This is a genomic window from Mesorhizobium sp. M0244, from assembly GCF_040321795.1.
Lineage (GTDB): Bacteria > Pseudomonadota > Alphaproteobacteria > Rhizobiales > Rhizobiaceae > Mesorhizobium.
Map to the genome: position 1 here is coordinate 1 of NZ_JAMYSE010000095.1, position 24,759 is coordinate 24,759.

Annotated in this window: 23 protein-coding genes and 1 pseudogene; 10 read left to right on the forward strand and 14 right to left on the reverse strand. The window is 63.4% G+C overall.

Annotated features, from left to right (window positions below; translation table 11 throughout):
* Positions 1 to 299: pseudogene (locus tag NKJ08_RS32230) on the reverse strand (hypothetical protein); the annotation flags it as partial.
* A gap of 192 nt (positions 300 to 491) precedes the next feature.
* Here NKJ08_RS32230 and rirA point away from each other — a divergent pair.
* Positions 492 to 953, forward strand: coding sequence for an iron-responsive transcriptional regulator RirA (gene rirA, locus NKJ08_RS32235; protein WP_352526191.1), 462 nt, complete (start codon positions 492 to 494; stop codon positions 951 to 953).
* 258 nt (positions 954 to 1,211) lie between these two features.
* Here the strand turns inward: rirA and NKJ08_RS32240 are convergent, their stop codons facing one another.
* The 5 genes from NKJ08_RS32240 to hemP are packed head-to-tail and all read right to left on the reverse strand — an operon-like array spanning position 1,212 to position 5,335.
* Positions 1,212 to 2,000 carry a heme ABC transporter ATP-binding protein gene (locus tag NKJ08_RS32240; RefSeq protein ID WP_352785109.1) on the reverse strand — a complete coding sequence of 263 codons (789 nt, stop codon included), beginning with the start codon at positions 1,998 to 2,000 and terminating at the stop codon, positions 1,212 to 1,214.
* A gap of 29 nt (positions 2,001 to 2,029) precedes the next feature.
* Positions 2,030 to 3,133, reverse strand: coding sequence for a FecCD family ABC transporter permease (locus NKJ08_RS32245; RefSeq protein ID WP_352785111.1), 1,104 nt, complete (start codon positions 3,131 to 3,133; stop codon positions 2,030 to 2,032).
* A gap of 5 nt (positions 3,134 to 3,138) precedes the next feature.
* The gene (locus NKJ08_RS32250; RefSeq protein ID WP_352785113.1) at positions 3,139 to 4,047 is read right to left on the reverse strand and encodes a heme/hemin ABC transporter substrate-binding protein; all 909 of its coding nucleotides are present in this window, start codon (positions 4,045 to 4,047) and stop codon (positions 3,139 to 3,141) included.
* Positions 4,048 to 4,058: 11 nt separating this feature from the next.
* Positions 4,059 to 5,120: a hemin-degrading factor gene (locus NKJ08_RS32255; RefSeq protein WP_352526199.1), complete on the reverse strand. Its 1,062-nt coding sequence runs from the start codon at positions 5,118 to 5,120 to the stop codon at positions 4,059 to 4,061.
* 8 nt (positions 5,121 to 5,128) lie between these two features.
* Positions 5,129 to 5,335 carry a hemin uptake protein HemP gene (gene hemP, locus NKJ08_RS32260; RefSeq protein ID WP_352451949.1) on the reverse strand — a complete coding sequence of 69 codons (207 nt, stop codon included), beginning with the start codon at positions 5,333 to 5,335 and terminating at the stop codon, positions 5,129 to 5,131.
* 199 nt (positions 5,336 to 5,534) lie between these two features.
* On the opposite strand from hemP, the gene NKJ08_RS32265 reads away from it, so the two are divergent.
* The 4 genes from NKJ08_RS32265 (at position 5,535) to hmuQ (ending at position 9,916) form a co-directional block, all read left to right on the forward strand.
* Positions 5,535 to 7,769, forward strand: a complete 2,235-nt coding sequence (locus NKJ08_RS32265; protein ID WP_502906367.1) for a TonB-dependent hemoglobin/transferrin/lactoferrin family receptor — start codon at positions 5,535 to 5,537, stop codon at positions 7,767 to 7,769.
* A 5-nt stretch (positions 7,770 to 7,774) separates the two neighbouring features.
* Positions 7,775 to 8,206: a hypothetical protein gene (locus NKJ08_RS32270; RefSeq protein WP_352785116.1), complete on the forward strand. Its 432-nt coding sequence runs from the start codon at positions 7,775 to 7,777 to the stop codon at positions 8,204 to 8,206.
* Positions 8,207 to 8,254: 48 nt separating this feature from the next.
* A complete protein-coding gene (locus NKJ08_RS32275) occupies positions 8,255 to 9,535 on the forward strand; it encodes an energy transducer TonB family protein (RefSeq protein WP_352785119.1) in 1,281 nt (426 codons plus the stop codon).
* A 66-nt stretch (positions 9,536 to 9,601) separates the two neighbouring features.
* Complete coding sequence (gene hmuQ, locus NKJ08_RS32280) at positions 9,602 to 9,916, forward strand: heme-degrading protein HmuQ (protein WP_352785122.1); 315 nt, start codon at positions 9,602 to 9,604, stop codon at positions 9,914 to 9,916.
* Between the two features lie 6 nt (positions 9,917 to 9,922).
* Here the strand turns inward: hmuQ and putA are convergent, their stop codons facing one another.
* Positions 9,923 to 13,534 carry a bifunctional proline dehydrogenase/L-glutamate gamma-semialdehyde dehydrogenase PutA gene (gene putA, locus NKJ08_RS32285; protein ID WP_352785125.1) on the reverse strand — a complete coding sequence of 1,204 codons (3,612 nt, stop codon included), beginning with the start codon at positions 13,532 to 13,534 and terminating at the stop codon, positions 9,923 to 9,925.
* Between the two features lie 162 nt (positions 13,535 to 13,696).
* Between putA and NKJ08_RS32290 the strand changes: the two genes are divergently transcribed.
* Complete coding sequence (locus NKJ08_RS32290) at positions 13,697 to 14,149, forward strand: Lrp/AsnC family transcriptional regulator (RefSeq protein ID WP_023676441.1); 453 nt, start codon at positions 13,697 to 13,699, stop codon at positions 14,147 to 14,149.
* Between the two features lie 21 nt (positions 14,150 to 14,170).
* On the opposite strand, the gene NKJ08_RS32295 is transcribed toward NKJ08_RS32290, so the two are convergent.
* The 3 genes from NKJ08_RS32295 to NKJ08_RS32305 all read right to left on the reverse strand — a co-directional run bounded on the left by NKJ08_RS32295 (position 14,171) and on the right by NKJ08_RS32305 (position 16,690).
* Positions 14,171 to 14,902 (reverse strand): cysteine hydrolase family protein, encoded by a 732-nt coding sequence (locus NKJ08_RS32295; RefSeq protein WP_352778559.1) that lies wholly within the window; start codon positions 14,900 to 14,902, stop codon positions 14,171 to 14,173.
* A 134-nt stretch (positions 14,903 to 15,036) separates the two neighbouring features.
* Positions 15,037 to 16,236 (reverse strand): cytochrome-c peroxidase, encoded by a 1,200-nt coding sequence (locus NKJ08_RS32300; RefSeq protein WP_352785128.1) that lies wholly within the window; start codon positions 16,234 to 16,236, stop codon positions 15,037 to 15,039.
* 7 nt (positions 16,237 to 16,243) lie between these two features.
* Positions 16,244 to 16,690, reverse strand: a complete 447-nt coding sequence (locus NKJ08_RS32305; RefSeq protein WP_352778592.1) for a FixH family protein — start codon at positions 16,688 to 16,690, stop codon at positions 16,244 to 16,246.
* Positions 16,691 to 16,848: 158 nt separating this feature from the next.
* Here NKJ08_RS32305 and NKJ08_RS32310 point away from each other — a divergent pair, with 158 nt between their 5' ends.
* Positions 16,849 to 17,778, forward strand: coding sequence for a sugar kinase (locus tag NKJ08_RS32310; protein WP_352529735.1), 930 nt, complete (start codon positions 16,849 to 16,851; stop codon positions 17,776 to 17,778).
* Here the strand turns inward: NKJ08_RS32310 and NKJ08_RS32315 are convergent.
* The 3 genes from NKJ08_RS32315 to NKJ08_RS32325 form a co-directional block, all read right to left on the reverse strand.
* A complete protein-coding gene (locus NKJ08_RS32315; RefSeq protein ID WP_352785130.1) occupies positions 17,771 to 18,772 on the reverse strand; it encodes an NADP-dependent oxidoreductase in 1,002 nt (333 codons plus the stop codon). The genes NKJ08_RS32310 and NKJ08_RS32315 overlap by 8 nt on opposite strands.
* Positions 18,773 to 18,860: 88 nt before the next feature.
* On the reverse strand, positions 18,861 to 19,727 hold the full coding sequence (locus NKJ08_RS32320; RefSeq protein WP_352529739.1) for an alpha/beta fold hydrolase: 867 nt from the start codon (positions 19,725 to 19,727) through the stop codon (positions 18,861 to 18,863).
* 86 nt (positions 19,728 to 19,813) lie between these two features.
* Complete coding sequence (locus NKJ08_RS32325; protein ID WP_352529741.1) at positions 19,814 to 20,629, reverse strand: oxidoreductase; 816 nt, start codon at positions 20,627 to 20,629, stop codon at positions 19,814 to 19,816.
* 105 nt (positions 20,630 to 20,734) lie between these two features.
* Between NKJ08_RS32325 and NKJ08_RS32330 the strand changes: the two genes are divergently transcribed.
* Positions 20,735 to 21,319, forward strand: a complete 585-nt coding sequence (locus NKJ08_RS32330) for a TetR/AcrR family transcriptional regulator (RefSeq protein ID WP_352529743.1) — start codon at positions 20,735 to 20,737, stop codon at positions 21,317 to 21,319.
* A 12-nt stretch (positions 21,320 to 21,331) separates the two neighbouring features.
* Here NKJ08_RS32330 and NKJ08_RS32335 read toward each other — a convergent pair whose 3' ends face one another.
* Positions 21,332 to 22,381, reverse strand: a complete 1,050-nt coding sequence (locus NKJ08_RS32335) for a LacI family DNA-binding transcriptional regulator (protein ID WP_352529745.1) — start codon at positions 22,379 to 22,381, stop codon at positions 21,332 to 21,334.
* Between the two features lie 147 nt (positions 22,382 to 22,528).
* On the opposite strand from NKJ08_RS32335, the gene NKJ08_RS32340 reads away from it, so the two are divergent.
* On the forward strand, positions 22,529 to 23,569 hold the full coding sequence (locus tag NKJ08_RS32340; protein WP_352778550.1) for an ABC transporter substrate-binding protein: 1,041 nt from the start codon (positions 22,529 to 22,531) through the stop codon (positions 23,567 to 23,569).
* Between the two features lie 131 nt (positions 23,570 to 23,700).
* Positions 23,701 to 24,759, forward strand: a 1,059-nt coding sequence (locus NKJ08_RS32345) for an ABC transporter ATP-binding protein (RefSeq protein ID WP_352785135.1), incomplete at its 3' end; no start/stop codon positions are given.

Consider the following 24,759-nt stretch of genomic DNA (forward strand, 5'->3'; position numbering starts at 1 on the left):
CCCCCCCCCCCCCGACCCCGCAGCGCCGGCCCGGGGCGGCGCGGTCGTACTAACCTCGCCCCCCCCACCCCCCCCCCCCCCCCCCCCCGCCGCGCGGGCGCGGGGGGCGGGCCCCCCCCGAAGCCCAGCCACGCATGGCGGCCTTCAAGCGATTTCGCCACCGCAAAGACCAGCACGCAAAACGCAAGTGCGGCGGTGGCGACGAACTTGGTGCGCCTGAGCGCCGAAAGCTTGGCATCGGCGTCGGCGTCGAACCGGACGGCCGCGACGGATGCAAGAACCGGGGCTGGTCGTGACATGATGGGCCGCTCCTGATCGATTATGCGAACTTATCTAGTGTCGCCTCCGCCCGAAAGCGCGCCGCTGGCTCGCGGTGTGCACAATCGCGCACACAAACTTGACGAAGGTATTCATCTATTATGCAGCGCCAGTCTGGAATCGTTCCAAACTATGGGCCATATTGACGGCAACCACTGTTATGTGAGGACACAATGCGGCTTACCCGTCAGACCAACTACGCCATGCGCATTCTGATGTATTGCGCCGCCAATACCGAACGGTTGAGCCGCATCCCCGAGATCGCCGCCGCCTATTCGGTCTCGGAACTTTTCCTGTTCAAGATCCTGCAGCCGCTGGTCGAGCACGGGCTGATCGAAACCGTGCGCGGCAGGAATGGCGGCGTCAGGCTCGGCCGCGCGGCCGAAACGATCAGCCTGTTCGACGTCGTGCGGGTGACGGAGGAAAGCTTTGCCATGGCCGAGTGCTTCGAGAACGACGCCGCCGAATGTCCGCTGGTTGACAGCTGCGCCTTGAATTCGGCATTGCGCGAGGCGCTCAACGCCTTCTTCGCCGTGCTGTCGCGCTATACGATCGCCGACCTGGTGGCGGCGCGCCCGAATGTGCGACACCTGCTCGGCATCGACATGCTGGTGCAAAGGGCGCCGGCTGCCTGATTTTTGGCCTCGGCGCTGCCCCTCACCTGCCTGCCGGCATCCTCTCCCCGCATAGTGAGGGGGAGAGGGGCGCTGTCATCGGCCGTTTCGCCAATTCACCAACGTTGCAGGAAAGGCGCCAAGGCTGCGGCCAGCCCTTTCTCCCGTCACTATACGGGGAGAAATGCCCGGCAGGGCAATGAGGGGCGGCGCCGACTTCGACAATTGGCGCGCAAAGCACGAAGCGCGCGGTTGAAGGTCCGTTGAATATCAACAGGCCTAAGCTGCCGACTGCGGCAATACGAACGGCATGTTTCCTGCCGGCAACACGCCGACCTTCAGCCGGCAATCGAAGACTTTTTCGATCAGCTCGTCGCTGAGCACCTGTTGCGGCGAGCCTGTAGCGGCAAGCCTGCCGTGATGCATGACGAAAATCCGGTCGGCATACATCGCCGTCAAATTGAGGTCGTGCAAGATGGCGACCACGCCGCCGCCCCTTCTGGCGAAATCGCGGGCGATGTCCATGATGATCAGCTGGTGCTTGATATCGAGGCTGGACACCGGCTCGTCGAGGAACAGATAGCGCGGCTTGCCGTCGAGCACCGGCGCCCAGACCTGGCAGAGTACGCGGGCAAGCTGCACGCGCTGCTGCTCGCCGCCCGACAGCTCCTGGTAGAAGCGGCCGGCAAAGCCGTCGAGGTCGACGCGCGCCAGCGCCCGCTCGGGCAGGCGCTGGTCCTCGCCGGGCAGCACGCCGGAACGCCCGCCGACCAGGCCGAGCCTGACGATCTCGCGCACCGTGAATGGAAAGGACAGCGTCGTCGCCTGCGGCAGCACCGCGCGCACCGTCACCGCCTCGACTGGCTTCATCGCAGATAGATTGCGGCCGTTGATGGTGACCTCTCCCGAATAAGCAAGATCGCCGGACAGTGCTCTGAGGAAGGTCGTCTTGCCCGAACCATTGGGGCCGACGATGGCCGCGATTTCGCCGGGCCGCGCCTCGAAATCGACATTGGCGACGATGCGCTTGCCGCCGATCGCCACCGAGACGTCGCGCGCTTCAATCATGCCCGCACTTCGATCATGAAAAGCCCCTTTCACAGGTCGATGACGCCGCGCTTGCGCAGCAGGATCCACAGGAAGAACGGCGCGCCGGCGACCGCGGTGACGATGCCGATTGGCAATTCCGCCGGGGCCACGATGGTGCGGGCGACCGCATCGGCCAAAAGCAGCAGCGCCGCGCCGAGCAGCGCCGATGCCGGCAGCAGGTAACGGTTATCCGGGCCGATCAGCAGACGCAGCAAATGCGGCACGACGATGCCGACGAAGCCGATGCCGCCGCTGACGGCAACGGACGCGCCGACCGCTGCCGAGACGCCGACGATCGCGGTGTATTTCAGCCGCTGCACCGGGATGCCGAGATGGCCCGCGGTGGCCTCGCCAAGCGCCAGCGCGTTGAGGCCGCGTGCCAGGAACGGCATTGCCGCCAGCGCCAGCACGATAACCGGCCCGACCGAGCTGATCTTCTGCCAGGTTGCGCCGCCCAGCGAGCCGAGCTGCCCAAAAGTCAGGTCGCGCAATTGCCGGTCGTCGGCCATGAAGATCAGGATGCCGGTCAGCGCCATGGCAAGCGCCGCCAGCGCGATGCCGGCGAGCAGCATGGTGGCGACCGAGGTCCGGCCTTGCCGCGTCGCGACCTGATAGAGCAGCAATGTCGTTGTCAGACCGCCGCAGAATGCAGCCAGCGGCAGAGCCAGGGTGCCGAGCGCCGAAGTCAGCGGCGCCAGCATGGTCGAGCCAAGCACGATGACGGCCACCGCACCAAGGCTCGATCCAGCCGAAACGCCGATCAGGCCGGGGTCGGCCAATGGATTGCGGAACAGCCCCTGCATGACGGCGCCGGACACGGCAAGCGATGCGCCGATCAGCACGCCAAGAATGACGCGCGGCAGGCGGATGTCATGGATAATCAGGCGGTCGCGGGCGCTCAATGCCGCGTCGCCGGGCAACGCGCTGAACAGCCAGTCGTGCATGACGCCGATGGCCGAGGCATCGGATGCGCCGGAGGTCAGCGACAACAGCACGGCGATAGCCAGCCCGACGCAGAGCAGCAGGATGACGAGGCGGGCGCGCCGCGAACGGTCACCCTCGGCTGCCGTCGCGATAATCCCCGCCGCACCGGCGATCGAATGATCGGCCATCGCGCTCAATCCGCGACCTGGCCGCCATAGAGCGCGACGGCGAGGTCGTGGATGGCGTCGGCCGTTCGCGGGCCGAAGCCGAGCAGGTAGCCGCCGTCCATGCGGATCAGCTTGCGGGCAGCACCCGCCGGCGTCGAAGCCACGGCAGGGTTCGAAAACAAGTCGTCATCCGGCGTGGCTGGCCCGGCATTGTTCATCATCAGGATCACGTCAGGCCCGGCGGTGATGACGGCCTCGTCCGACAATTGCTTGTAGCCGGCAAAGCCGTCGATGGCGTTGACACCGCCCGAAAGCTTGATGATGCCGTCGGCGGCGGTGTCGCTGCCGGAGGCAAGCAGCTTGCCGCCCTGCATCGACAGCACGAACAGGATGCGCTTGCGCTCCTTGATCGACGCGGTCTGGTTTTCGGCTGCCTTCAGCTTCACCTCGATCTCGGCCGCCACCGCATCGGCCTTGGCGTCGGCGCCGAGCGCCTTGCCGATGATGTGGATCTTTTCGAGAATGCCTTGATTGTCATAGCGCTCGGGCACCTCGATGAACGGGATGCTCGATTTCTTCAGCACGTCGACTGCTTCCTTCGGTCCGCTGCCGTGCAGTGCCAAAATACCCGACGGGTTGACCGACAGCACACCCTCCGGCGACAGCTGGCGCATGTAGCCGACATCCGGCAGCTCCATCGCCGCTTGCGGATAGCGGCTGGTCGAATCGCGCGCGACAAGACGATCCTGTTCGCCGAGCGCGTAGACGATCTCGGTGATCGAGCCACCGATGGCCACGATCCTCGAGCGGTCGGCGAAGCTTGCGGTGCCTTCGGCGGCCTGAGCCGGCATCAGCGCGGCAAAAGCCAGGAAAAGGGCGATCGCCGGCCCGAGCGCCAACCTCAGAACAGGCGGCGGCCTGGAGAAAAGAACCATCGTCGTTTTCCTCAGGCTGCGGTCGGGCTTGGGATGCGCGGCAGGTTCTCGGCTAAAAAGCGCCAGTCTTCGCGCTCGCTTTCGCCCTCATGCCGCTTGCCGAAAAACTGGATGATCATCTTGCCGTCGCTGCCATAGGCTTCGAGCGACGTGACATGGCCGTCCTTGGTCGGCTTGCGCACGGCCCAGACTTCATGGATGTGGTCGGTCCGCAGGTGCAGATGGAAGGTTTCGTCGAGCACGTTGAGCCATGGTCCCATCGGCTTGATCGAAGTGACGGGGCCGGAATGGATCTGGATGCAGCCGCGATTGCCGACAAAGCACATGATCGGCATGGCGCCCGCGGCGGCGTGGTGGAACATGGCGCTCACCGCATCGTTGTCGACCAGCCAGGCGTAGTCCTGGCCGACCATGCGCACCGCCTGGCGGCGGCTGAGCTTCAGTGTTTTCAACATGCCGAAGAACTGGTGCACGTCGGTCAGCTGGCTCCAGCGGTCGCGCAGATCGTCGACGCTCGCCGGATTGTCCGCCGTCTCGGTCTCGTCGTCGGCCGCTCCCGCTGAAATCGCCACCGCCGGTTCCTGGTTCGGCGATTCCAGCCCGGCCACCAGCTTCTGATAGGCGTAGAGGTTGGACGCAGGTCTGAGATGCACCTTATGCACCGCCTCACCTGCAGCGTCGAAGAACTGCAGGCTGCGGCGAATGTCGGCGCCGTCGCGCTTTTCCACGGCAAAGCCGTGCGCCCAGACCTTCGGGAAAATGCGCAGGTCGATGTTTTCGCCGAGCACCATGGCATTATGATTGCCGGTGACGACCTTGTCGTAGACGCCGATCTTCTCGTGCACCGCGCTTTCATTGCGGGTCAGCGCCATCACCTCACCGACGGCTTCCAGGCCGGTCAGGAGGTCGTTGACACGCGGCTCGACGCGCACGACCCCGTCGCCGCAATGCGCGGCGACCAGTTCGGCCTCCGAAATACCGAGTTGGGCAGCGAGGTCGCGCTCGCGCATCTTCGAATTGTCTGCCCGTGCCCGCCGGATCTCGTGCGGGGCGGGTTTTACGCGCTGGTCCATTTCTACACCTACTTGTTGAGGATGAGCTTGCCCTGCCGGGTGATCTTCAACCGGTAGAGCGCACCGTGATGCTCGATGCCGATCTCGTGTTCGCCCTGGAACAACGTGTTGCTGGACAGCGTTCTCACGGCCGATTGGACCCGGTCGAAACGGACGGAATTTTCGTCGGAACGGCGGACGCGATAGCGAAAGTCGCTGGGATTGTGCGTGTTCATTGGTTCGATCCCTTTCCTGTGCCGGGCATCTGGCTCGGCGCTGCGTGAATGCCGATTCAATTCTTGACTCGAATGATCATGTTATCTAGCAGTGCAATACCGGAGTAAATGAGTCAACATTTAAGAAGCCGGACGCGATGAAAAATGCCAGCGAGCCCCAAGCCAGCCAGCATCGAACATGGATTTTTGGAGTTGCAGCATGGGGTTGGCGAATTGGGGACGGCTGGCCGGCAGCGGCCTGGCGCGCGGGTCGACGGCAAGCAAAATGGGGTCTATGGCAAGCAAAATGGCTGCATTGCTGGCCGGCGCGGCGGCGATCCCGCTGCTCGCCACACCGGCCGGCGCCCAGCAGGCCGCCCAACCGGCAACGGACCAGCAGCAGGCTGACCCGGCACAACAGCCCGAACAGGCAAAGCCTGCCCCGGCGGGTACCACGCTGCTCGACAAGATCCTGATCCTCAGCCGCATAGGCGAGACGGCGATCGAGTCGCTCGCTTCAGCCAGCCATGTCGATCAGGAACAGCTCGAGCGCCGCATGGCGACGACGCCCAACGAAATGCTGTTCGGTGTGCCGGGTGTCGCGGTTCAGGCCGACGCAAGGCGTGTCAGTTCCAGCATCAACATCCGCGGCCTGCAGGACTTCGGCCGCGTCTCCGTCATCGTCGACGGCGCCCGCCAGAATTTCCAGCGCTCGGATCATGGCACGCAATCGACCTTCTACATCGATCCCGAGTTGATCAAATCCGTCGATGTGATCCGCGGCCCGGTCGCCAATACCTACGGCTCCGGGGCGATCGGCGGCGTCGTGTTTTTCGACACCAAGGATGCTCAGGATTTCCTCAGGCCCGACGAAACCTGGGCGGCATCCGCGACCGGGCGCTACGAAAGCAATGGTGAGGGCTGGACCACCAGCGCCACCGGCGCGTATCGGATAAACGAGAATTGGGACGTGCTCGGCAATATCGTCTACCGCGACTATGACGACTACAAGGATGGTGGCGGCGACACTGTAGCGGGTACCGGCTTCGACGTCTTGAGCGGCCTCCTCAAGACGACCATCCGCCCCAGCGAAAACAGCGAGCTGAAGCTGGGCTGGATTGGCTCGAGTGACGGATGGACCGAGACCAGCGGCAGCGCGCCGGTGAACGACGCCGACCTGAAGGCGAATACCTTCACGGCCCGCTACAACATCACCGATGAAGACAAGAGCTGGCTCGATCTCCACATCAACGCCTCCTACAACAAGACCAAGCTCGATCTGACAACCCTTGTCCCTCAAAACAGGTTTGATCCGGTCACCGGTTTGCCCGTACTTCTGCCGGCGGGTTCGAAATCGACGTTCGACATCGGCACCTCCGGCATCGACATCTGGAACACGTCGAGATTCGAGACCGTTGGGATCGCGCATGAGCTGACCTATGGCGGCGACTGGGTCGGCGACGATGTCGAGACAGGCGGCACGGCAGGCGGCGACAGTTTTTACACGCCCTCGGGCGATAGAAACGTCTCCGGCGCCTACGTCCAGGACAAGCTCACCTGGGACTGGCTCGAGGTCATCGCCGGGTTGCGCTACGACAGCTACAAGCTCGACAGCGATGTCGGCGAAACCTCGGGTGACCGGCTGTCACCACGCATCACAGTGGGCATTTCGCCCTTCGAAACCGCCAGCCTTTCCGGGCTGCAATTCTACGGCACCTACGCGGAAGGCTATCGTTCTCCATCGCTGTCGGAGACCCTGATCAGCGGCAATCATCCGTCAGGCGTCAGCTTCCCGTTTCTCCCCAACCCCAATCTGAAGCCTGAAACCGGCAAGACCGTTGAGTTTGGCGTCAATTACAGCACCAACGGCGTCATCCAGGCCGACGACGCGCTGCGGCTGAAGGCGGCCTATTTCAACAACAATGTCGACGATTACATCGACGGCGTGACGCTCTCGCCGTTCGACCCGACCAGCGGCTGCCCGTTCGGTCCGGGCATCCCGATCTGCTTCCAGTATCAGAACTTCGCCAAGGCCAAGATTCACGGTTTCGAGATGGAGGGCGTCTATGACGCAGCCTGGGGCTTTGCCGGGCTTTCGGCGTCGTTCACCGATGGCCACACCATCTCCTATGAAGGCGAACGGGCGGACCTTGTCACCGTCCCCTCCTCCCAGATCACGGGGCAACTCGGCTTTCGCTTCCTCGAGGACAGGCTGACCGTCGGTGGCGAGGTGCAATACAATGGCAAGCCGCAGGGCAACCCGGTGGCCAAGGACTATACGCTGGTCAATGCCTTCGCCAGCTACCAGGCGACCGACAATTTCAAGGTCGATTTCCGCGCCGACAATCTGTTCGACGTCAAATACGCCAACCCGCTGAACGCGTCGACTACCAGCGTCGTCTATGAGCCAGGCGTCACCCTGAAGCTGGCGGCGACCATGCGCTTTGGAGGCTGACGACAATGACTGGCGTGACGGCATTCCTTCGTCTTTTGATCGCGGCGCTGGCAATGTCGCTTGTTGCGGCTCCGGCATGGACACAACAGCAAGCACCTGCGCTGATCCTCGAGCTCAACGGCGCGCAGCCTTCCGACAAGGGCTGCCGCTTGACCTTTGTGGTCACCAACAATCTCGGCGCCGATCTTTCCAAGGCGGCATTCGAGATCGCGCTGTTCAACGAGGCCGGCGTCGTCGACCGGCTGACCGTGCTCGACTTCAAAGAGCTGCCGGCAGGCAAGACCAAGGTGACGCGTTTCGACGTTGCCGGCACGGATTGCGGCAAGGTCAGCCGCGTGTTGATCAACAGCGCCACGGAATGCGCCGGCGCCGAGCCGAATGCCTGCATGCGCGGGCTGAAGACGCAGACCAGGACCGGCATCGCCTTCGGGGTCTGAATTTTGGGACTGGAACCCGCATTCGCACGAAACACCGTCGCATGGCCGATGGCCGGTTTCCTGCCGCCGGAACCGGACGATCCGGATTTCGCCATTCCGCGCGGGGCGCTGCGGGTTTCGCCGCGCGACAGGCCGGAAGACAATTACATCGCCGATGCCGACGGCGAATTGACGACGGTGCCTGCGGAGCCATTGCGGCAGACGCGACAGATGCAACGGCGCCGCAACTGGACGGTGGCGATCGCCTGCTCTTGCGCATTCCACGCAGCGGTGGCGCTGGCCTTCCTCACGCTGCCGGACGACAGACCAAGCATCGAAGGCGCCGACCAGCAGGGCGACATGCTGCTCGGCGCCGATCCGCAGCAGGCGGCCGGCGATATCGGAGACGACCCGGAAGTGGCCAATGTGACGATGGTGACCATGCTGGACGCCAAGCCGGTCGAAACGGTCGAGGCGCAGGCGGCCGCGGCAGAGGAGACGCTCCAGCCGGTCACCGATGCGGCGGAAACATCCGACAAAGAGGTGGTTGAGCCGATCAGCGAGGCGACCGCGGACACCACTGCTCTTGCCGACCGGACCGAGCCTGCGCAACCTGTCCAGCCGGCGCGCCAGGACCCGTCGCCCGACATTCTTGCGACAGACGGGCTGGTGCCCGCCGACGACAATGCCGTGCCGCCGCCAGTCAGTGCGGTCGAAACGGCCGAGCCTGCCGAGACGAGTGCGCCGGCACCAACCGACGCGGCGCCGGCCGAAACGGTCGAGACGACCGAGACCGTCGTCGCGGCGGAAGAACCGAAGCCGGACAAGCCGAAGCCCAGGCAGCCGAAGAAGGCAACCGCAAAGAACAAGCCGGCCAGGAAAGCTGAACCGAACGAGGCTGAAAAGCCGGCCCTGCGCAAGAAGGCGGGCAAGGCACTGGCCAAAGCCGACACCAAGAAGAAAAAAGCCGGCTCTGGCGGCCGTGACGAAACGGATGGCGCGCGCGGCATGACCGACGGCAAGAAGGAGGGCAAGATCCTGACCGCCAGCAGGGGCGGAAAATCCGGCATCGGCAATGCAGCCGTCACGAACTATCCCGGCAAGATCCGATCAAAACTGGTGCGGGCCTTCAATTCGACACGGACGCGCGCCACGGGCACAGCCACGGTTGCCTTTACTGTCGCCTCGAACGGCAGCGTCCGGTCAGCCAGGCTGACGGGCAGTTCAGGCGTTGCCGCGCTGGACAAGGCCGCACTCGACGCAGTCCGCCGGGCTTCGCCGTTTCCCCCGATTCCAGATAGAGCCGGTCGCTCGGCCTGGCAGTTCGAGGTGCCGCTCGGTATCAGGTAACGATCATCCACAAGGCCATTTGCCAGCAGGCTGATTTTGCGGGCGTCATTTCTGAAAGGACAGCCAATGTACATAGCCATGAACCGCTTCAAGGTGCAGAACGGCTCCGAGGGCGCCTTTGAGGCGGTCTGGAAGAACCGTGACTCCAGCCTTTCGCAGATGAGGGGTTTCAAGGAATTTCATTTGCTGCGCGGCCCGGCCAACGAGGCCGAGGGCTACACGCTGTTCGCCTCGCATACGGTGTGGGCGAGCTACGAAGATTTCGTCGCATGGACCAAATCCGAGAATTTCCGCGCCGCGCATCGCAATGCCGGGTCCAGCAAGGTGCACTATCTCGGCCATCCGCAGTTCGAGGGCTTTTCAGTCGTCGAAGGCGCGTAGCTAAGCTTATGCCGCGGCCAGCAGGCTGGCATTGCCGCCCGCCGCCGTGGTGTCGACGCAGACGGCGCGCTCATGGGCGTAGGCTGCCGGATTGAGCACTTCGCTGACCAGCGGCACGATCGGGCCGGCGCGGTCAGCGATGACCTTGCGCACGATGCGCGCGGCCTCGGGCGTACCGGAAAAGGCAACGACATCGACCCGCAGCGAGCGCGCTTCGACCGGGTCCGGACGGCCGTCGATCGCCGCCAGCGGCAGGCCCTTGCCGGTCAGCGCCGACAGTGCCGCCGGCGCGCCGGGTGCGACGGCAAGCACGGCATTGCCGGCGGCCAGCGCCTGGATCGTCTGGGCAAGCAGCGTATCCGCGTCGGGACCGAGGCAGAGCACACGTCCGCGCGGCGACAGCGACAGCGTGTTGGCCTCGCCGGTCGGCCCGGGCAGGTCGACCTGGCCGAAATCGATGCCGGCGGCAGCGCCGATGGCCGCGGCACCCTTGCCGCGCAGATGCTTTCTCAGGATGGCGACGCGGTCCGGCCGCATCGACCAGCCGCCAAACGCCGGATCCGGCAGATTGTCGGCAAGCTCGGTCGCCGTCACCTTGCGGCCTTCGGCAAGATGGGTGCCGGCCTCCGGCCCCTTGCGGAAGCGCCTGAGATAATGCGGTCCGCCGGCCTTCGGCCCGGTGCCGGAAAGCCCCTCGCCGCCGAACGGCTGCGCGCCGACGACGGCGCCGATCTGGGTGCGGTTGAAGTAGATGTTGCCGGCATGGATGCCGTCGACGAAATGCTGGGCGCGGCCTTCGATGCGGGTGTGCAGGCCGAAGGTCAGGCCGTAGCCCTTGCGATTGATCGCGGCGATCACTGCATCGATCTCGTCGGCATCGAAGGTGGCGACATGCAGCACCGGGCCGAACACCTCGCGCTCCAACTCTTCGATGCCCTTGACCCGAAAGACGTGCGGGGCGACGAAGCGGCCATCCTTCGGCGCTTCGAGCTTGGCGATCAGCCGGCCCTGCAGGCCCATTTTCGTGCAATAGTCGCGAATCGACGCTTGCGCCTCGTCGTCGATGACCGGGCCGACATCGGTCGAGATCCGCCACGGATCGCCGAGGCTGAGCGCTTCCATCGCCCCCTTCAGCATCGCCAGCATCTTCTTCTCGACGTCCTTCTGCACGTAGAGAATGCGCAAGGCCGAGCAGCGCTGGCCGGCGCTCTGGAAGGCGGAGGCGAGGATGTCGCGCACCGCCTGTTCGGGCAATGCGGTGGAATCGACGATCATGGCGTTGAGGCCGCCGGTCTCGGCGATCAGCATGGCATCGGGCGTTGCAGTCTCGGCCAGCTGCTTTTCGATCAGCTTGGCGACCTCGGTCGAGCCGGTGAAGCAGACGCCGGCAATGCGTGGATCGGCGGTCAGCGGGCCGCCGACCGAGGGACCGTCGCCGGGCAGAAGCTGGATGACGTCTTCTGGCACGCCGGCCTGGCGCAGCAGTTCGACGGCGCGGAAGGCGATCAGCGGTGTCTGCTCGGCAGGTTTGGCGATGACCGAATTGCCGGTGACGAGTGCCGCCGCAATCTGGCCGGTGAAGATGGCCAGCGGAAAGTTCCACGGCGAGATGCAGGCGATGGCGCCGCGCGCCTCCGTTCCCACTTCGGCATTGGCTGCCTCGGCAGCATAGTAGCGCAGGAAGTCGACCGCCTCGCGCACCTCGGCGACGCCGTCGGCCAGCGATTTGCCGGCCTCGCGGGCGGCAAGCGCAAAGAACTCGACGGCGTTCGCCTCGTAGAGATCGGCGGCGCGGTTGAGGATGGCGGCGCGCTCGGCGACCGGGCGCCTTGCCCATGCCGGCTGTGCCTCAACAGCGAAGCGCACGGCTGTCCCGACCTGCTTGGCGCCGGCCTCGCTGACCGTGCCGACCACTTCCGAAGGCCTCGCCGGGTTGACGACCGGACGCTGCTTGCCATAGCCCGCCGCGCGGCTGATCGGCTTGGCGTGCCAGCGGTCCGGGCCGGCGAACTCAGCCCTGGCCTTGTCGATCGCAGCCAGCGTCAGCGTGTCGGTGATATCGAAGCCCTTGGAATTGCGTCGGCTGGGGCCAAAGATCGCCGACGGCGGAACGATCGCCGGATTGGCGGCGGGGCCTTGTTTCTCCACCGTTTCGAGCGGGTCGCGGGCAATGTCCTCGGGCTCGACCTCCTCATCGGTAAGCTGGTGGACGAAAGAGGAATTGGCGCCGTTTTCGAGCAGCCGGCGGACCAGGTAGGCAAGCAGGTCGGAATGCGCGCCGACCGGCGCGTAGATGCGGCAGCGCGTGCCTTCGGCCCGCCGCACCGTCTCATGCAGCGCCTCGCCCATGCCATGCAGCCGCTGGAACTCGAATGTATCGCGGTCCGTCGTCATCGACAGGATGGCGGCGACGGTGTGGGCGTTGTGGGTAGCGAACTGCGGATAGATGCGGTCGGTCATCGACAACAGCTTCTTGGCGCAGGCCAGGTAGGACACGTCGGTGTTGGCCTTGCGGGTAAAGACCGGATAGCCGTCGAGCCCGAGCGTCTGCGCCCGCTTGATCTCGGTGTCCCAATAGGCGCCCTTGACCAGCCGCACCATGATCGTGCGGTCGTATTTCCTGGCCAGCGCATAGAGCCAGTCGATGACGAAGGCGGCGCGCGGCCCGTAGGCCTGCACGACGACGCCAAAGCCGTTCCAGCCGGCAAGCTCCGGCTCGGCCAGCACCCGCTCGATCACGTCGAGCGACAAATCGAGGCGGTCGGCCTCCTCGGCGTCGATGTTGAGCCCCATGCGCGAATGGCGCGCCGCCAGCGCCAGCGACAACAGCCGCTCGGCCATGACAGGCAGCATCGTTTCCTTCTGCGTCACCTCATAGCGCGGATGCAGCGCCGACAGCTTGACCGAGATGCCATGGTTCTGGCGGATGTCGGGGCCGTTGGCGCCGGCATCGAGCGAGGAGATGGCGTCGGCATAGGCCTTGAGGTAGCGCAATGCGTCGGCCTCGGTGCGGGCCGCCTCGCCCAGCATATCGAAGGAATAGAGATAGCCCTTCTGCGTCATCGGCCGGCCGCGCCTGACGGCCTCGGCGATCGTGCGGCCGATCACGAATTGCTCGCCCATTTCGCGCATGGCGGCGGCGACTGCCTTGCGGATGACCGGCTCGCCCAGCCGGCGCACCTTGGCGCGCAGCGGGCTTTCGATGCCGCCCTCGCCTTCATCAAGCACGCGGCCGGTCAGCATCAGCGCCCAGGTCGACGCATTGATGAAGATCGAGCTCGAGCCGCCCGAATGCGCCGACCAGTCGTGCGGCGCGATCTTGTCGGCGATGAGGTCGTCCATCGTCTCTGTGTCGGGCACCCGCAGCAGCGCTTCGGCCAGGCACATCAGCGCCACGCCCTCCTTGGTCGAGAGGCCGTAGGCCGACAGGAACACTTCCATCAGCCGCGGATCGGACGAGCCGCGCACCGCCCGCACCAGATCGGCGGCACGGGCCGAAATCGCCTTGCGGTCTTGCACGGACAGCCCGGCTGCCTCGGCCAGCCGCTTCACCGACTGGTCCTCGTCAGGCAAATAGTTGGCACGGATCTGCTGGCGGATGGCGTCGAGCGCTGGCATGGCGGTCCTGTAGAACGAGCGTACGGGAGCGGGCCGGCGGTCACCGGACCGAATGGCGCAAGCTAACATAAGTAGGGATTTCGGTCGGTCCAAAGAAATCGACAGGACAGGTCGATTGATCTACTGTTTGGCCAGTTTATCTTCGATTTGCCTGGAAATCTGATGACAGAAGACCAATTGGACCGCATCGACAGGAACATCCTGTCGGCGTTGGGTAGCAATGGCCGGCTTTCCATGTCGGAACTGGCGGCAAAAGTCGGCCTGTCGAAGACGCCGGTGCAGGCGCGGGTGAAGCGGTTGGAGAAGGACGGCTTTATCAGGGGCTACCAGGCGATCATCGACCGCGAGCGCATGGGCGAAGGCCATGTCGCCTTCGTCCAGGTGAAACTGTCCGACACCCGCTCGGCCGCGCTCGACGCCTTCAACCGCGCCGTGCAGGCGGTGCCGGAGATCGAGCAGTGCCACATGATGGCGTCGAGCTTCGACTATCTGCTGAAGGTCCGCACCACCGACATCGCCGCCTACCGCCGCGTGCTCGGCGAGCGCATCTCCGCTTTGCCGCACGTCGCCCAGACCTCGACCTTCGTCGCCATGGAGACGGTGAAGGATCGCTAGCCGCTCAATGGCTTCGCCAGTTTATCCGGCTCGTTGAAGGCGCTCCTGAAATTGCTCCTCGATCGCCCTCAGGAAATGGTCGGACGCCGACGTCCATCCAAAGAGCGTCTGCACGAGCGTTATCGAGGCGTCATGATTGCTCCTGGGAGCATCCGACGCGATGGGCTCGCTGGTGCAGTCCGTCAGCAATATGCAGTGATAATCCCTGAAAAAGGCATCCCGAATGGTCGACTCTACACAAACGCTGGTCGTGCACCCTGTCACGATCAGGTGTTTGACGCCTGCGGTCTTCAGGACCGCATCGAGTTCGGTCTCGTAGAAACCGCTGAACCGGGTTTTGTAGAGGACGACATCCCCTGCCTCCGGCTTCAGGTCATTGACGATATCTGTTCCCCAAGTGTCACGGATCAGAATCCGGCTCTCGCTGCCATCCGGCGCTGTCATGTTCTCACCGACGCCAAAGATCTGGAGATGTCGGACACGATTGGGGGCATCCGATGTCCCGAGATCCGAAAGGTCAGAATGATATCCCATCTTCAGATAGATGACGGGCAGTCTCGATTTGCGAGCGGCCGCTATTACACTTGCAGTAGGGCGGACAGCCCGTTGAATCCCGGAAATGTCGATGCCGGCTCTGTCGAACATCCCACCTTTCGAGCCGAAGTCATTCTGCATGTCCACGACGAGAACTGCAGTCTTGGCGGGGTCAACTGAAACAGGTTGAGGCTTTGCGTCGATGACAAGTGGCTGCATTTCATCCTCCCACACCTGAGGGATCGCACTTTGCGCCTTGGTTATCATGATCAGCGACGCTGCATCGTGTCAACAATCGTCTACATCGTTGCTTTGGCGGCCTAGAAACTGCTTGCCGCAGACAAGTCCAAACCTCACTCCGCCAGCGTCTTCAGGAACGCAACCAGCGCCGCCCGCTCACGATCCGAAAGCTGCAGGGGGTGGACTTCGGACACGCCTTCGACACTCGCCGGCGCCTTCGAATAATGCGCCACGACCTCGTCCAGCGAGGAAAACTGCCCGGCATGCATATAGGGCGGCCGGGTGGCGGCACCCCGCAGCGACGGCGTCTTATAGGCGCGGACGAGTTCCGGCCCGGCCTTGACCATGAAGCGCAGCTCGCGGCAGGCATCGGCGTCGCCGTCGCGAAAGGCGCCGAAACAGTTGAACGGATCGGCCTCGACCTGCGCCACCGCGTCGACGCGGCCGCGATCCGGCGGCAGACCCGCGACCGGCGGCACGCCGGTGTTGTGAAAACTGCCGTCGGCAAAACGCGGGCCGTTATGGCACGTCACGCAATTGGCCTTGCCGATGAACAATTTCAGGCCGAGGATTTCGTCTGGCGAAAAGGCGGCGTCGCCTTTCGGCTTGGCGCCCGCCACCAGATCAATGGCAAAGCGGTCAAAGCGCGTCTGCGGCGGCGCGATCGAGCGCTCGAAGGCGGCGATCGCCTTGCCGATATTGGCGAAGACGTGATTGACCTCCTCGGCCTGCGCCTCCGGCATGGCATTCCAGGCCGCCTTCTCGGCATCGGTACCGAGCGGACTGGCATTGGCCGGCACGCCGGAAAGGTCGGGCAGCGGCCCGAAGATACGCTCGTAGCGCTCGCCGAAGCGGGCCTTGATGTAATGCGCGAAGGCGGCGCGGTTGCCAGCCTGCTCCAGCGGATTTTCGAGCGGGGTCAGCGCCTGCGCCCACAGGCTGTCGCGCCGCCCGTCCCAGAAGAACCAGGGATCATGCGCGACGCCGGCCAGCGGCATGGTGCGCCGGTTGGTGCGGCCAACGCCGACGGCTTGCGGCAGGTCGTCCTGGAACTGCCGGTCGATCTTGTGGCAGGTCGAGCAGGATACGGTGCCGTCGCCGCTCATCCCCGTGTCGAAAAACAGCGTCGAGCCAAATGCGGCGGCTGCCGGCACATCGGCGAAGCGATTGGTGGTGTCCGGCTTCAGCGACGGCAGTCTCGACAGCGCCAGCGAGGCGATGGTCTGCTTTTCGGCGTCGGAAAATTCCGGCCTGCCGCAGCCGACAAGCACCGCCACCATCACCAACGCGAGAAGACTGGAAAGCTGGCTCATCTGTGGCTCACAGCACCACGTTGAAGACGACCGTGTCCGAACCGGCCGCGGCCGAGATGGCAAAGTGCAGCTGCCACCATCCGCTCATCGTGAATTTCACCCCGTCGATGCGATAGCGTCCCTCGCCGAGGTAATCGGTAGCCTGCGGGCTGGTCGGCAGACCGTGCTTGTGCTGCGGCATGCCGCCGGAAATCGTGATTGCAGCACCTTCCACCGGCGCACCCTCGACGGTTTTCAGTGTCAGCAGCCAGGATTCCAGTTCGCCCTGCCGAATGACGCCCTTCTCGGGCTCGAAAGTCGCCACGAACAGCTTGTTCGCCGTCGTCTTGGAACGGCCTACGTCCGAGCTGCGCTGCGGCGCATGCGGCGCCGTCAGATAGACGACGGCCAGCACGCCGGCGAGCAAGGCAGCCAGGCCGAGGCCTCCAAGAAGATAACGCCATAACGATGCCAAACCCATTCCTGTTCTGCGAATAACGTTTCGCTGAGCGGATCGCGTCCCACGCCCCTGTGGGAAATCGCGCCCAGCGCAAGAATCCGCCAGCGCCAAGCATGGCGCTGCCGATCGCAAAAAGCTACAGCACCGCAATCGCAGGGATGGAGGAGAACTTCATGGCAGGAAATGGCGTCGCCTCGATCGGCGAGTGCATGCTCGAGCTTTCGGGCCAGGCCGGGCCGAACTGGCGCATGGGCTTTGCCGGCGACACGTTCAATACCTTGTGGGCGCTGCATGCCTTGAGCGGCGAGCGGCCGGCGACCTATGTATCGGCGTTCGGCGACGACCCGTTCTCGCGCGACCAGATCAAATTCCTTGCTGAAAACGGCATTGGCATCGGCGCCAGCCCGGTCATACCGGGCGCCCGCCCCGGCCTCTACGCAATCACGCTGACCGGCGCCGAACGCTCATTCACCTATTGGCGCGCCGATGCAGCCGCGAGGCAGCTCGCTTCGGACCCAGCCGCTTTGGCGAAAAGCCTTGAAAACCAAGCGCTTGTCTATTTTTCCGGTATAACCTTGGCAATCCTCGACGACAATGCGCGCAAGACATTGCTGACGGCCGTGGCCAAAGCGCGGGCGGCCGGGTCGCTGATCGCCTTCGATCCCAATTACCGGCCGCGGCTGTGGCGCCAACACGAGGAAGCGCAGGCCGCCATGCTCGAGGCGCTTGCCGTCGCCGACATCGCGCTGCCGACTTTTCCCGACGAGCAGATGCTGTTCGGGGACGCAGCACCGCACGCAACCGCCGAACGGCTGCGAAAGCTGGCCGGCGAAGTCGTCGTCAAGAACGGCGAGGAACCGGCGCTGATCGCCCGGAACGGCAGCTTGCAATCGGTGCAGGCGGTGCATGTCGCCGCCCCCCTCGACACCACCGGCGCCGGCGATTCCTTCAACGGCGCCTATCTCGCCGCCCGCCTTGCCGGCCATGCCCCGGAAGAAGCGGTGCAGCGTGCCCATCGCGTCGCCGCCGCCGTCGTGCAGGTGCGCGGCGCCCTGGCGCCGTTCGAGACGTTGAGGGCAGCTTTCGAAGGAATTGCTATCTGACCTTGATGACGACCTTGCCCTTGGCGCGTCCTGTTTCGACATAAGCCAGAGCCTCATTGGTCGCTTCGAATGGAAAGACCCGATCCACAACCGGGCGGATCGCGCCGGATTCGATGAGGGAGGTGATCTTGCTCAGCTGATCGCCCTGCGCCCACATGAAAAGGAACGAAAACCTCACGCCACGGCGCTTGGATTTGGCCCGGATACCGCGGCTCAGAAAGCGCAGCACCAGCCTCAGCATTAAATTCAGTCCCTTTTCCCTGGCAAACTCGGGATCCGGTGGACCGGAGATGGAGATGAGCTTCCCACCCGGTTTCAGCACGCTCAGGGATTTTTCGAGTGTTTTGGCGTCCTGACTGTTCAAGACGACATCGTAGCCCGACAGAACTTTCTCGAAGTCATCTTTCCTGTAGTCGACGACAACATCGGCGCCGAGACCTTTGACCAGATCGGCACTCGCTGCGCTCGCCGTTGTCGCAATGGTCGCGCCGAGGTGCTTGGCCAACTGAATGGCGAATGTTCCCACGCCGCCGGAACCAGCCTGAATGAAGACCTTCTGTCCCTTCTTCAGGTTTGCCCTTTCAATGAGCGTCTGCCAGGCGGTCAGACCGACCAGGGGAATCGAGGCCGCCTCCTCCATGCTGAGATTCTCAGGCTTCAAGGCCACGTCGGCTTCGTTCACGGCGATGAATTCGGCGAATGTCCCAATCCGGCCATCGCGCGGCCGCGCATAAACATCGTCGCCGCCTTTGAACTTGCGGACTTTCGATCCCACGCGGATAACCTTCCCAGCCACGTCGTGGCCCAGGATGAAGGGTCGGCGATAAGGCAGGATGAGCTTGAATTCTCCGGTTCTGATCTTGGAATCGAGCAGGTTCACCCCTGCGGCATGGACCTCGACCAGGACATCGCTGTCCTGGAGCTCCGGCTCCGGCATCTCGGCCAGCCGCAGAATGCCCTTTTTATTATGCTTATCGACAACGAATGCCTTCATGGCAGTTACTTTCTAAAAATGTCTGTTGGTGTTCCGGGACGAAACAAGCCGAACGTTTTCAGCTGCATAGCCGCCCTGCGGAAAGGCCTCAGTCCTCGAGGAAGGACAGGGCTTTCGGGACAAAATCGGCATGGTTCTGAAAGACCCCGCCATGCCCGGCATCCGGGTAGATAACCAGATGCGCCCCCGGGATACGCCCGGCGAGATCGTAGGTATTGCTGCTCGGCACCATCCTGTCCTGGTCGCCGTTCGCAACCAAAGTGGGAATGCGGATGGCGCTCAGATCTTGCGGCGCCTGCAGTCCATAGGCCTTGATCGCCTTGAGTTGCGCGCCGAACGCGCTCAGCGATACCGCCTTGTCCCGGTTGGTCCGGCGCTCTTTCAGCCGTTGCAGAAATGCGTTTGCGGCGCGGCGCCCATTCGGCGTCCTTGTGAAGAAGAGATAGTATTTCGGATCCCGCAAAGTCAGCGCGCCCTTGATCATGTCCACGATCGTCAGCGGCGTCACCTTGTCGATCCCTTCGCCACCGGCCGGGCCTGTGCCAGCCAGTATGAGTTTGCGCACAAGCTCAGGCTCAGTCAGCACAATCTGCTGCGCCACGAAACCGCCGAGTGAAAAGCCGAAGAGGTCGACTTCTTCGAACCCCAGCGCCCGGATGAAGGCGACCGCATCCCGTGCCATGCCGGAAATGGTCGACGGAGTCTTGCCACCCGAAGCGCCGATGCCACGATTGTCGAAGGCAATCACCCGCCGGGTCGCAGCGAGGCCATCGACGATGCGCGGATCAAAATTGTCCAGCTGAGCAGCCAGATGGTTGAGCAGGACCACCGGCACGCCCGTTCTGGGCCCGAGTTCCCGGTAGGCAAAGGCTGTGCCGCCGACATCGACCGAGCGCGTTGGCGCGTCCTGGAACAATGCCGCCGAACGCGGCGATCGATTGGATGTATGTGTCATGCTTGGCGCCTCCGTCTCGTAGGGCCTGACCAAATGCGTTGTGGTTGCTAGTCGCATGTGCGTGAAATCCGCTGGCTCGCTGTTGTTCAGACCGGCAAGCGGAACTGCTTGCGCAGGCTCTTGTCGAAAATCCCCGCGGGGGCAAAGCGGCGCAACAGGCTGACCTGGCGCGCTGCCTTGCCGGCGGTATAACGCCGTCGCGGACTGGCATCGGTCGCCGCCTTGACGACCACATCCGCCACCACTTCCGGCCGATCGGCTTTGGGCATCACATCGCCCAGCAGCGCCTTGAACCCGGCTCGAGCCCGATCGTATTCCTTCAACAGCGAATCCGGCTCGATGCCGTTCTGGTCGAAGACGGTGCGGACGAATGCCGGCTCGATGACAGAGACGCGGACGTTGAAGGCGCGCACCTCGTGGTCGAGCGATTCAGAATAGCCTTCGAGCGCGTGCTTGACTGCCGAGTAATGAGCTGAGTATGGCGCGGGTACCAATCCCAGAATGGAGCCGATATTGATGATGCGCCCTTGGCCGCGCCGCCGCATCGACGGCAATATCGCATTGGTCATGCGGATGACGCCGAACAGATTGACGTCGAACAGGGCTTGTACCTGTGCGACCGAGGATTCCTCGGCGCCTCCTAGCAGACCGACACCGGCATTGTTGACCAGGAGGTCTATCCGGCCGGTCTGCGCCAGCACGGTGGCAACGAGCGCATTGACGGCCGCATCATCGGTCACGTCGCATGCCAGCATGGTCACTCCATTCGGGCCATTACTGGTCTTGCGGCGACTTGTCCCGAAGACAGTGAACCCCGCCCGCGCCAAGGCCTCGGCGCTGGCGCGGCCGATGCCCGAGGAGGCTCCGGTCACGATTGCGGTTTTTTCAGAATTCCCATTCATTTTGATGTTCCAGGTTCGAGAGGTCTAGCTTATTTCCACGAATTGAATTATGGTCGTAATATCAGATTATGAGCATAATGCAATAGCAGGACAGGAAAGAAAGATATGCGCTACGAAAAGGGGCGAAAGGACGCGTCACGCAGCCGGATCATGGAGGTCGCCGCCGAACGTTTTCGATCTGACGGCATCGCGGCGTCCGGGCTGGCAACCATCATGAGCGACGCCGGGCTGACGAACGGCGCCTTCTATCCGCACTTCCAGTCCAAGGCGGAGCTGGTCCGTGAAAGCGTGGCGGCGGCCCTGGACGCGCAGTCGCATCAAGTGCAGGAAGCGTTGGCCGCCGGCGGCCCGGAAATGGCCATAGGGGCATATCTATCGGCCGAGCACCGGGACAATCCTGGAAAGGGCTGCGCTTCGGCCGCGTTGTTGCCGGAAATAGCGCGGCAGCCGCCTGAAACGCGGGCCCTCTATGCCGAGCGCGTTCAATCCCTGGTGCGCCAGATCGCCGAAGCTCTGCCGCCGACCGAGGATCCCGAGGGCGCTGCGTTGGGCATGTTTGCAACGCTCATCGGCGCGCTTCAACTCGCGCGCGCCGTGAAAGGAACGGAATTGTCGGATCGTATCCTAGCGGCGGGAGCAGATGCCGCAAAGGCGATGATCCGGGCGGTTCAAGACGAGGTGGCCTCCTGAGGGCAGCCCGGATTATTCGGCCGGCTCGAATCTGCCTTGCACCAAGACTGTCTCCACCGGCCCAAGCGGATTGATGATCCGGCTCTCCAGGACTTCGATAAGTTTGCGTCCAACACCCGTCATATCCACGGAATGAACTCCGATCTTTGCGGGCAGGAAGCGTGCCAGCCGCGTGCTGTCACGGGTGACGATGTGAACATCGCGGCCTGGTGTAAGACCCCGCTTGCCGAGAGCGTGCAACGCTCCCAGAAGGCCCAGTTCGTTGGCGCACGCCAAGCCCGTTGGCGGATCTGATGACGCCAGCAAGCGATCGAACCAGCCTGCGCTCGATTCCATGGTGAACATGCCATGACCGATCAGCGATTGGTCGATCGGAATACCGGCCTCGGCCATTGCCCTTCCATACCCGGAAAGACGCATGGCACTCGCCTGGTCCTCCGGAACGAGAAGTTGCAGCGCAATGCGTCGACAGCCCTTATCCATGAGCCGCCGGGTCGCCTCGTAGGCAATCTGTTCATTGTCTACATCGACATAGGGATACGCGACATCCAGGTCGGTTCTTCCAAACGCGACGAATGGCATGCGTTGATCCAGCAGCAGCTTGACGCGCGGATCAGCCGACACCAGGCGCGTGATGACCAGGCCGTCTGCGCTGCGCGCCTGAAGCTGCCGCTGCACACTCTCAACGGGATCGTCGTCGGGAGTGGTGGAATAGATGGACAGACTATAGCCGGCTTGCCGCGCCGCCAGCGTCATGCCTTCGATTAAAGGAAGCTTCAACAGATCGGACAGATGGTCTCGTGTCTCCATCGGGAGTACCGCCGTCAGCGTCTGCGTTCGACCGGTTTTGAGCGCGCGACCATGATGATTTGGTAAATAGCCGACCCGCTTAGCCGCCTCCTTGACGCGAGCTATGGTCGAGGGCTGCACTTCCGGCCCATCCTTCAGAGCGCGGGACACCGTGGTCACCGACAGGGAAAGTTCCGCGGCGATCTGCTTTAGATTGGCCATTGTTCGCCCGACTTCATTTGCGAAAGCGCCGGCTGATTTGCTGACCGCCATAGCGTTACCGAATTCGACATCCCGGTCAATCCAAACTCCCATGGGAAGCAGCTTGACTCTAGCGTATTCAGATGCAATCGTAACGTTACGATTACAAAATGATGGCTCTTTCAAGCGATATTCCATAAAAGTTGGGGAGGAGAACCTATGTCCTGGCTACGCATTTCCTTAACAGCATTCGCAATCTCGGCTGCCCTGCCCGTCCATGCGCAGACGGTCACCATCACGACCGCAGGTGGCGATTATGGCAACGCCATCAAGGAGGCCATGTGGGGGCCGGCTGCAAAAGAGCTTGGCTATGATGTCCGCGAGGAGACGCAGAGCGACGGCCTGGCCGCCCTGAAGATGCAGGTTACCTCGGGTGCAGTCACGACCGACATCGTCCACCTGGGTTCGCCGGAAGGGGCCCAGGCTGCCGCACAATCGCTGCTGGAGCCGCTCGACTACAAGATCATCGATCCGAAATCCGTGCCGGAGGGTGCAAAGTCCGACTACTGCTATCCGTTCGATTCCTATGGCACCGTCATGTCGTGGAACACCAAGACCTATGGCGAGAACCCGCCGAAGACGTGGGCGGAATTCTGGGATGTTGCCAAATTTTCTGGCCGTCGCGCGTTGCGCGCCAATGCGCAAGACTCGATCGAGATCGCGCTTCTCTCCGATGGCGTGGCACCGGCGGACGTCTATTCCGTGCTCAGCACCCCGGAAGGGCTAGAGCGCGCCATCAAGCGGCTTGAAGCGATCAAACCAAATGTCGCCGTCTGGTGGACCTCGGGCGCCCAGTCCGCGCAGTTGCTGAAAGACGGTGAGGCGGATTTGGTCATTACCTGGAACGGACGCGCCCAAACCGTGAAAGCAGATGGCGGCGCGGCTGACTACACGTTCAAGGGTTCGGTCATCGGCACGGACTGTCTTGGGGTGCCGAAGGGAGCGCCGAACAAGGAAGCCGCGATGAAGCTCATCGCAGCGATGACGCAGCCCGCGCGCGTTGCGAAGCTGACCGATTTCATTGCCTATGGCCCAGTCAATCCTGCGGCATATGAGGGTGGCCTTATTCCCGAGGACCGTCTGAAGACACTTGCGACCGCGCCTGAAAATGCTGGCACTTCGGTGTTTTCGAATTCAGAATGGTGGGTCAAGAACGGCGAGGCCGCCCAAAGAGCCTTCGATGAAATGATGGCCCGCTGACTCTCAGCTCTAATGCATGTCGCGCAAAAGTGTGCAGCGCTTTTGCGACAACGACATGCATGAAAACAAGAACCTAAAGCGTGTCGCGTGAGGCCGGTCGAACGCGACGCGCTTTAAGGCTGGAGCACATGATGAAGTCGCTCGCGATCACCATCGAAAGCGTGCACAAGGCTTACGGGTCCTACGTCGCACTGGATGATGTTTCGCTCGACATTCAGGCTGGCGAATTCCTCACGCTGTTAGGGCCATCGGGATCTGGCAAGACCACGTTACTCATGGCTCTGGCCGGTTTTGTCCGGCCGGATTCCGGTAAACTTCTCTTGGGCGATCGAGACATCACCCGCCTGCCGCCCAACAAACGAGACATCGGCATAGTATTCCAGAATTACGCCCTGTTTCCGCACATGAACGTCCTGGCGAATGTCGCGTATCCGCTGGTGCTGCGCAAGGTACCGAGAGCGGAGGCGCGTCAGCGGGCCCTTGACACCTTGGCCCGCGTGAAGCTGGATGGCCTGGCGGAGCGCAATGTTGCCGCACTATCCGGCGGCCAACGTCAACGGGTGGCATTGGCGCGGGCTATCGTCTTCGAACCGCGCGTGATGTTGATGGACGAGCCGCTGTCGGCGCTCGACAAGAATCTGCGCGAGACCATGCAGTATGAGATCCGGCGTCTGCATGACCATCTAAGGATCACCACAATCTATGTGACCCACGACCAGCGCGAAGCGTTGATTATGTCTGACCGGATTGCGGTGATGAACTCTGGCCGCATCCAGCAGATAGATACGCCGCAGCGGATTTATGATCGTCCATCGACCCGCTTCGTCGCGGAGTTCATGGGCGAGGCTAACATTGTGGCGCCAGGCTCGGCGCGCAGAATCGATGGCGCCGAAGCATCACGCGAAACCCTGATGATCCGCGCCGAAAGCTTCCATCTTGATGCGAAGCTCGTCGGGGGAGACGGAGTGGCTCTCGAAGGAATACTGCGCGCCAAAGCGTTCCGCGGCGAGAACTGGCTTTTGACGCTGGCGCTTGACGGCGGGCAAGAGGTTCTTGTCTGCATTCCGGCAGCGCTGGGGGGGGGGGGGGGGGGGCGGGCGGGGCCCGCCGGGGGGGGGGGGCGCGCGAGCCCGCGCCGGGGCGGGGCGGGGGGGGGCGGGCGGGAGGGGGGGGGGGGGGCGGGGGCCCCC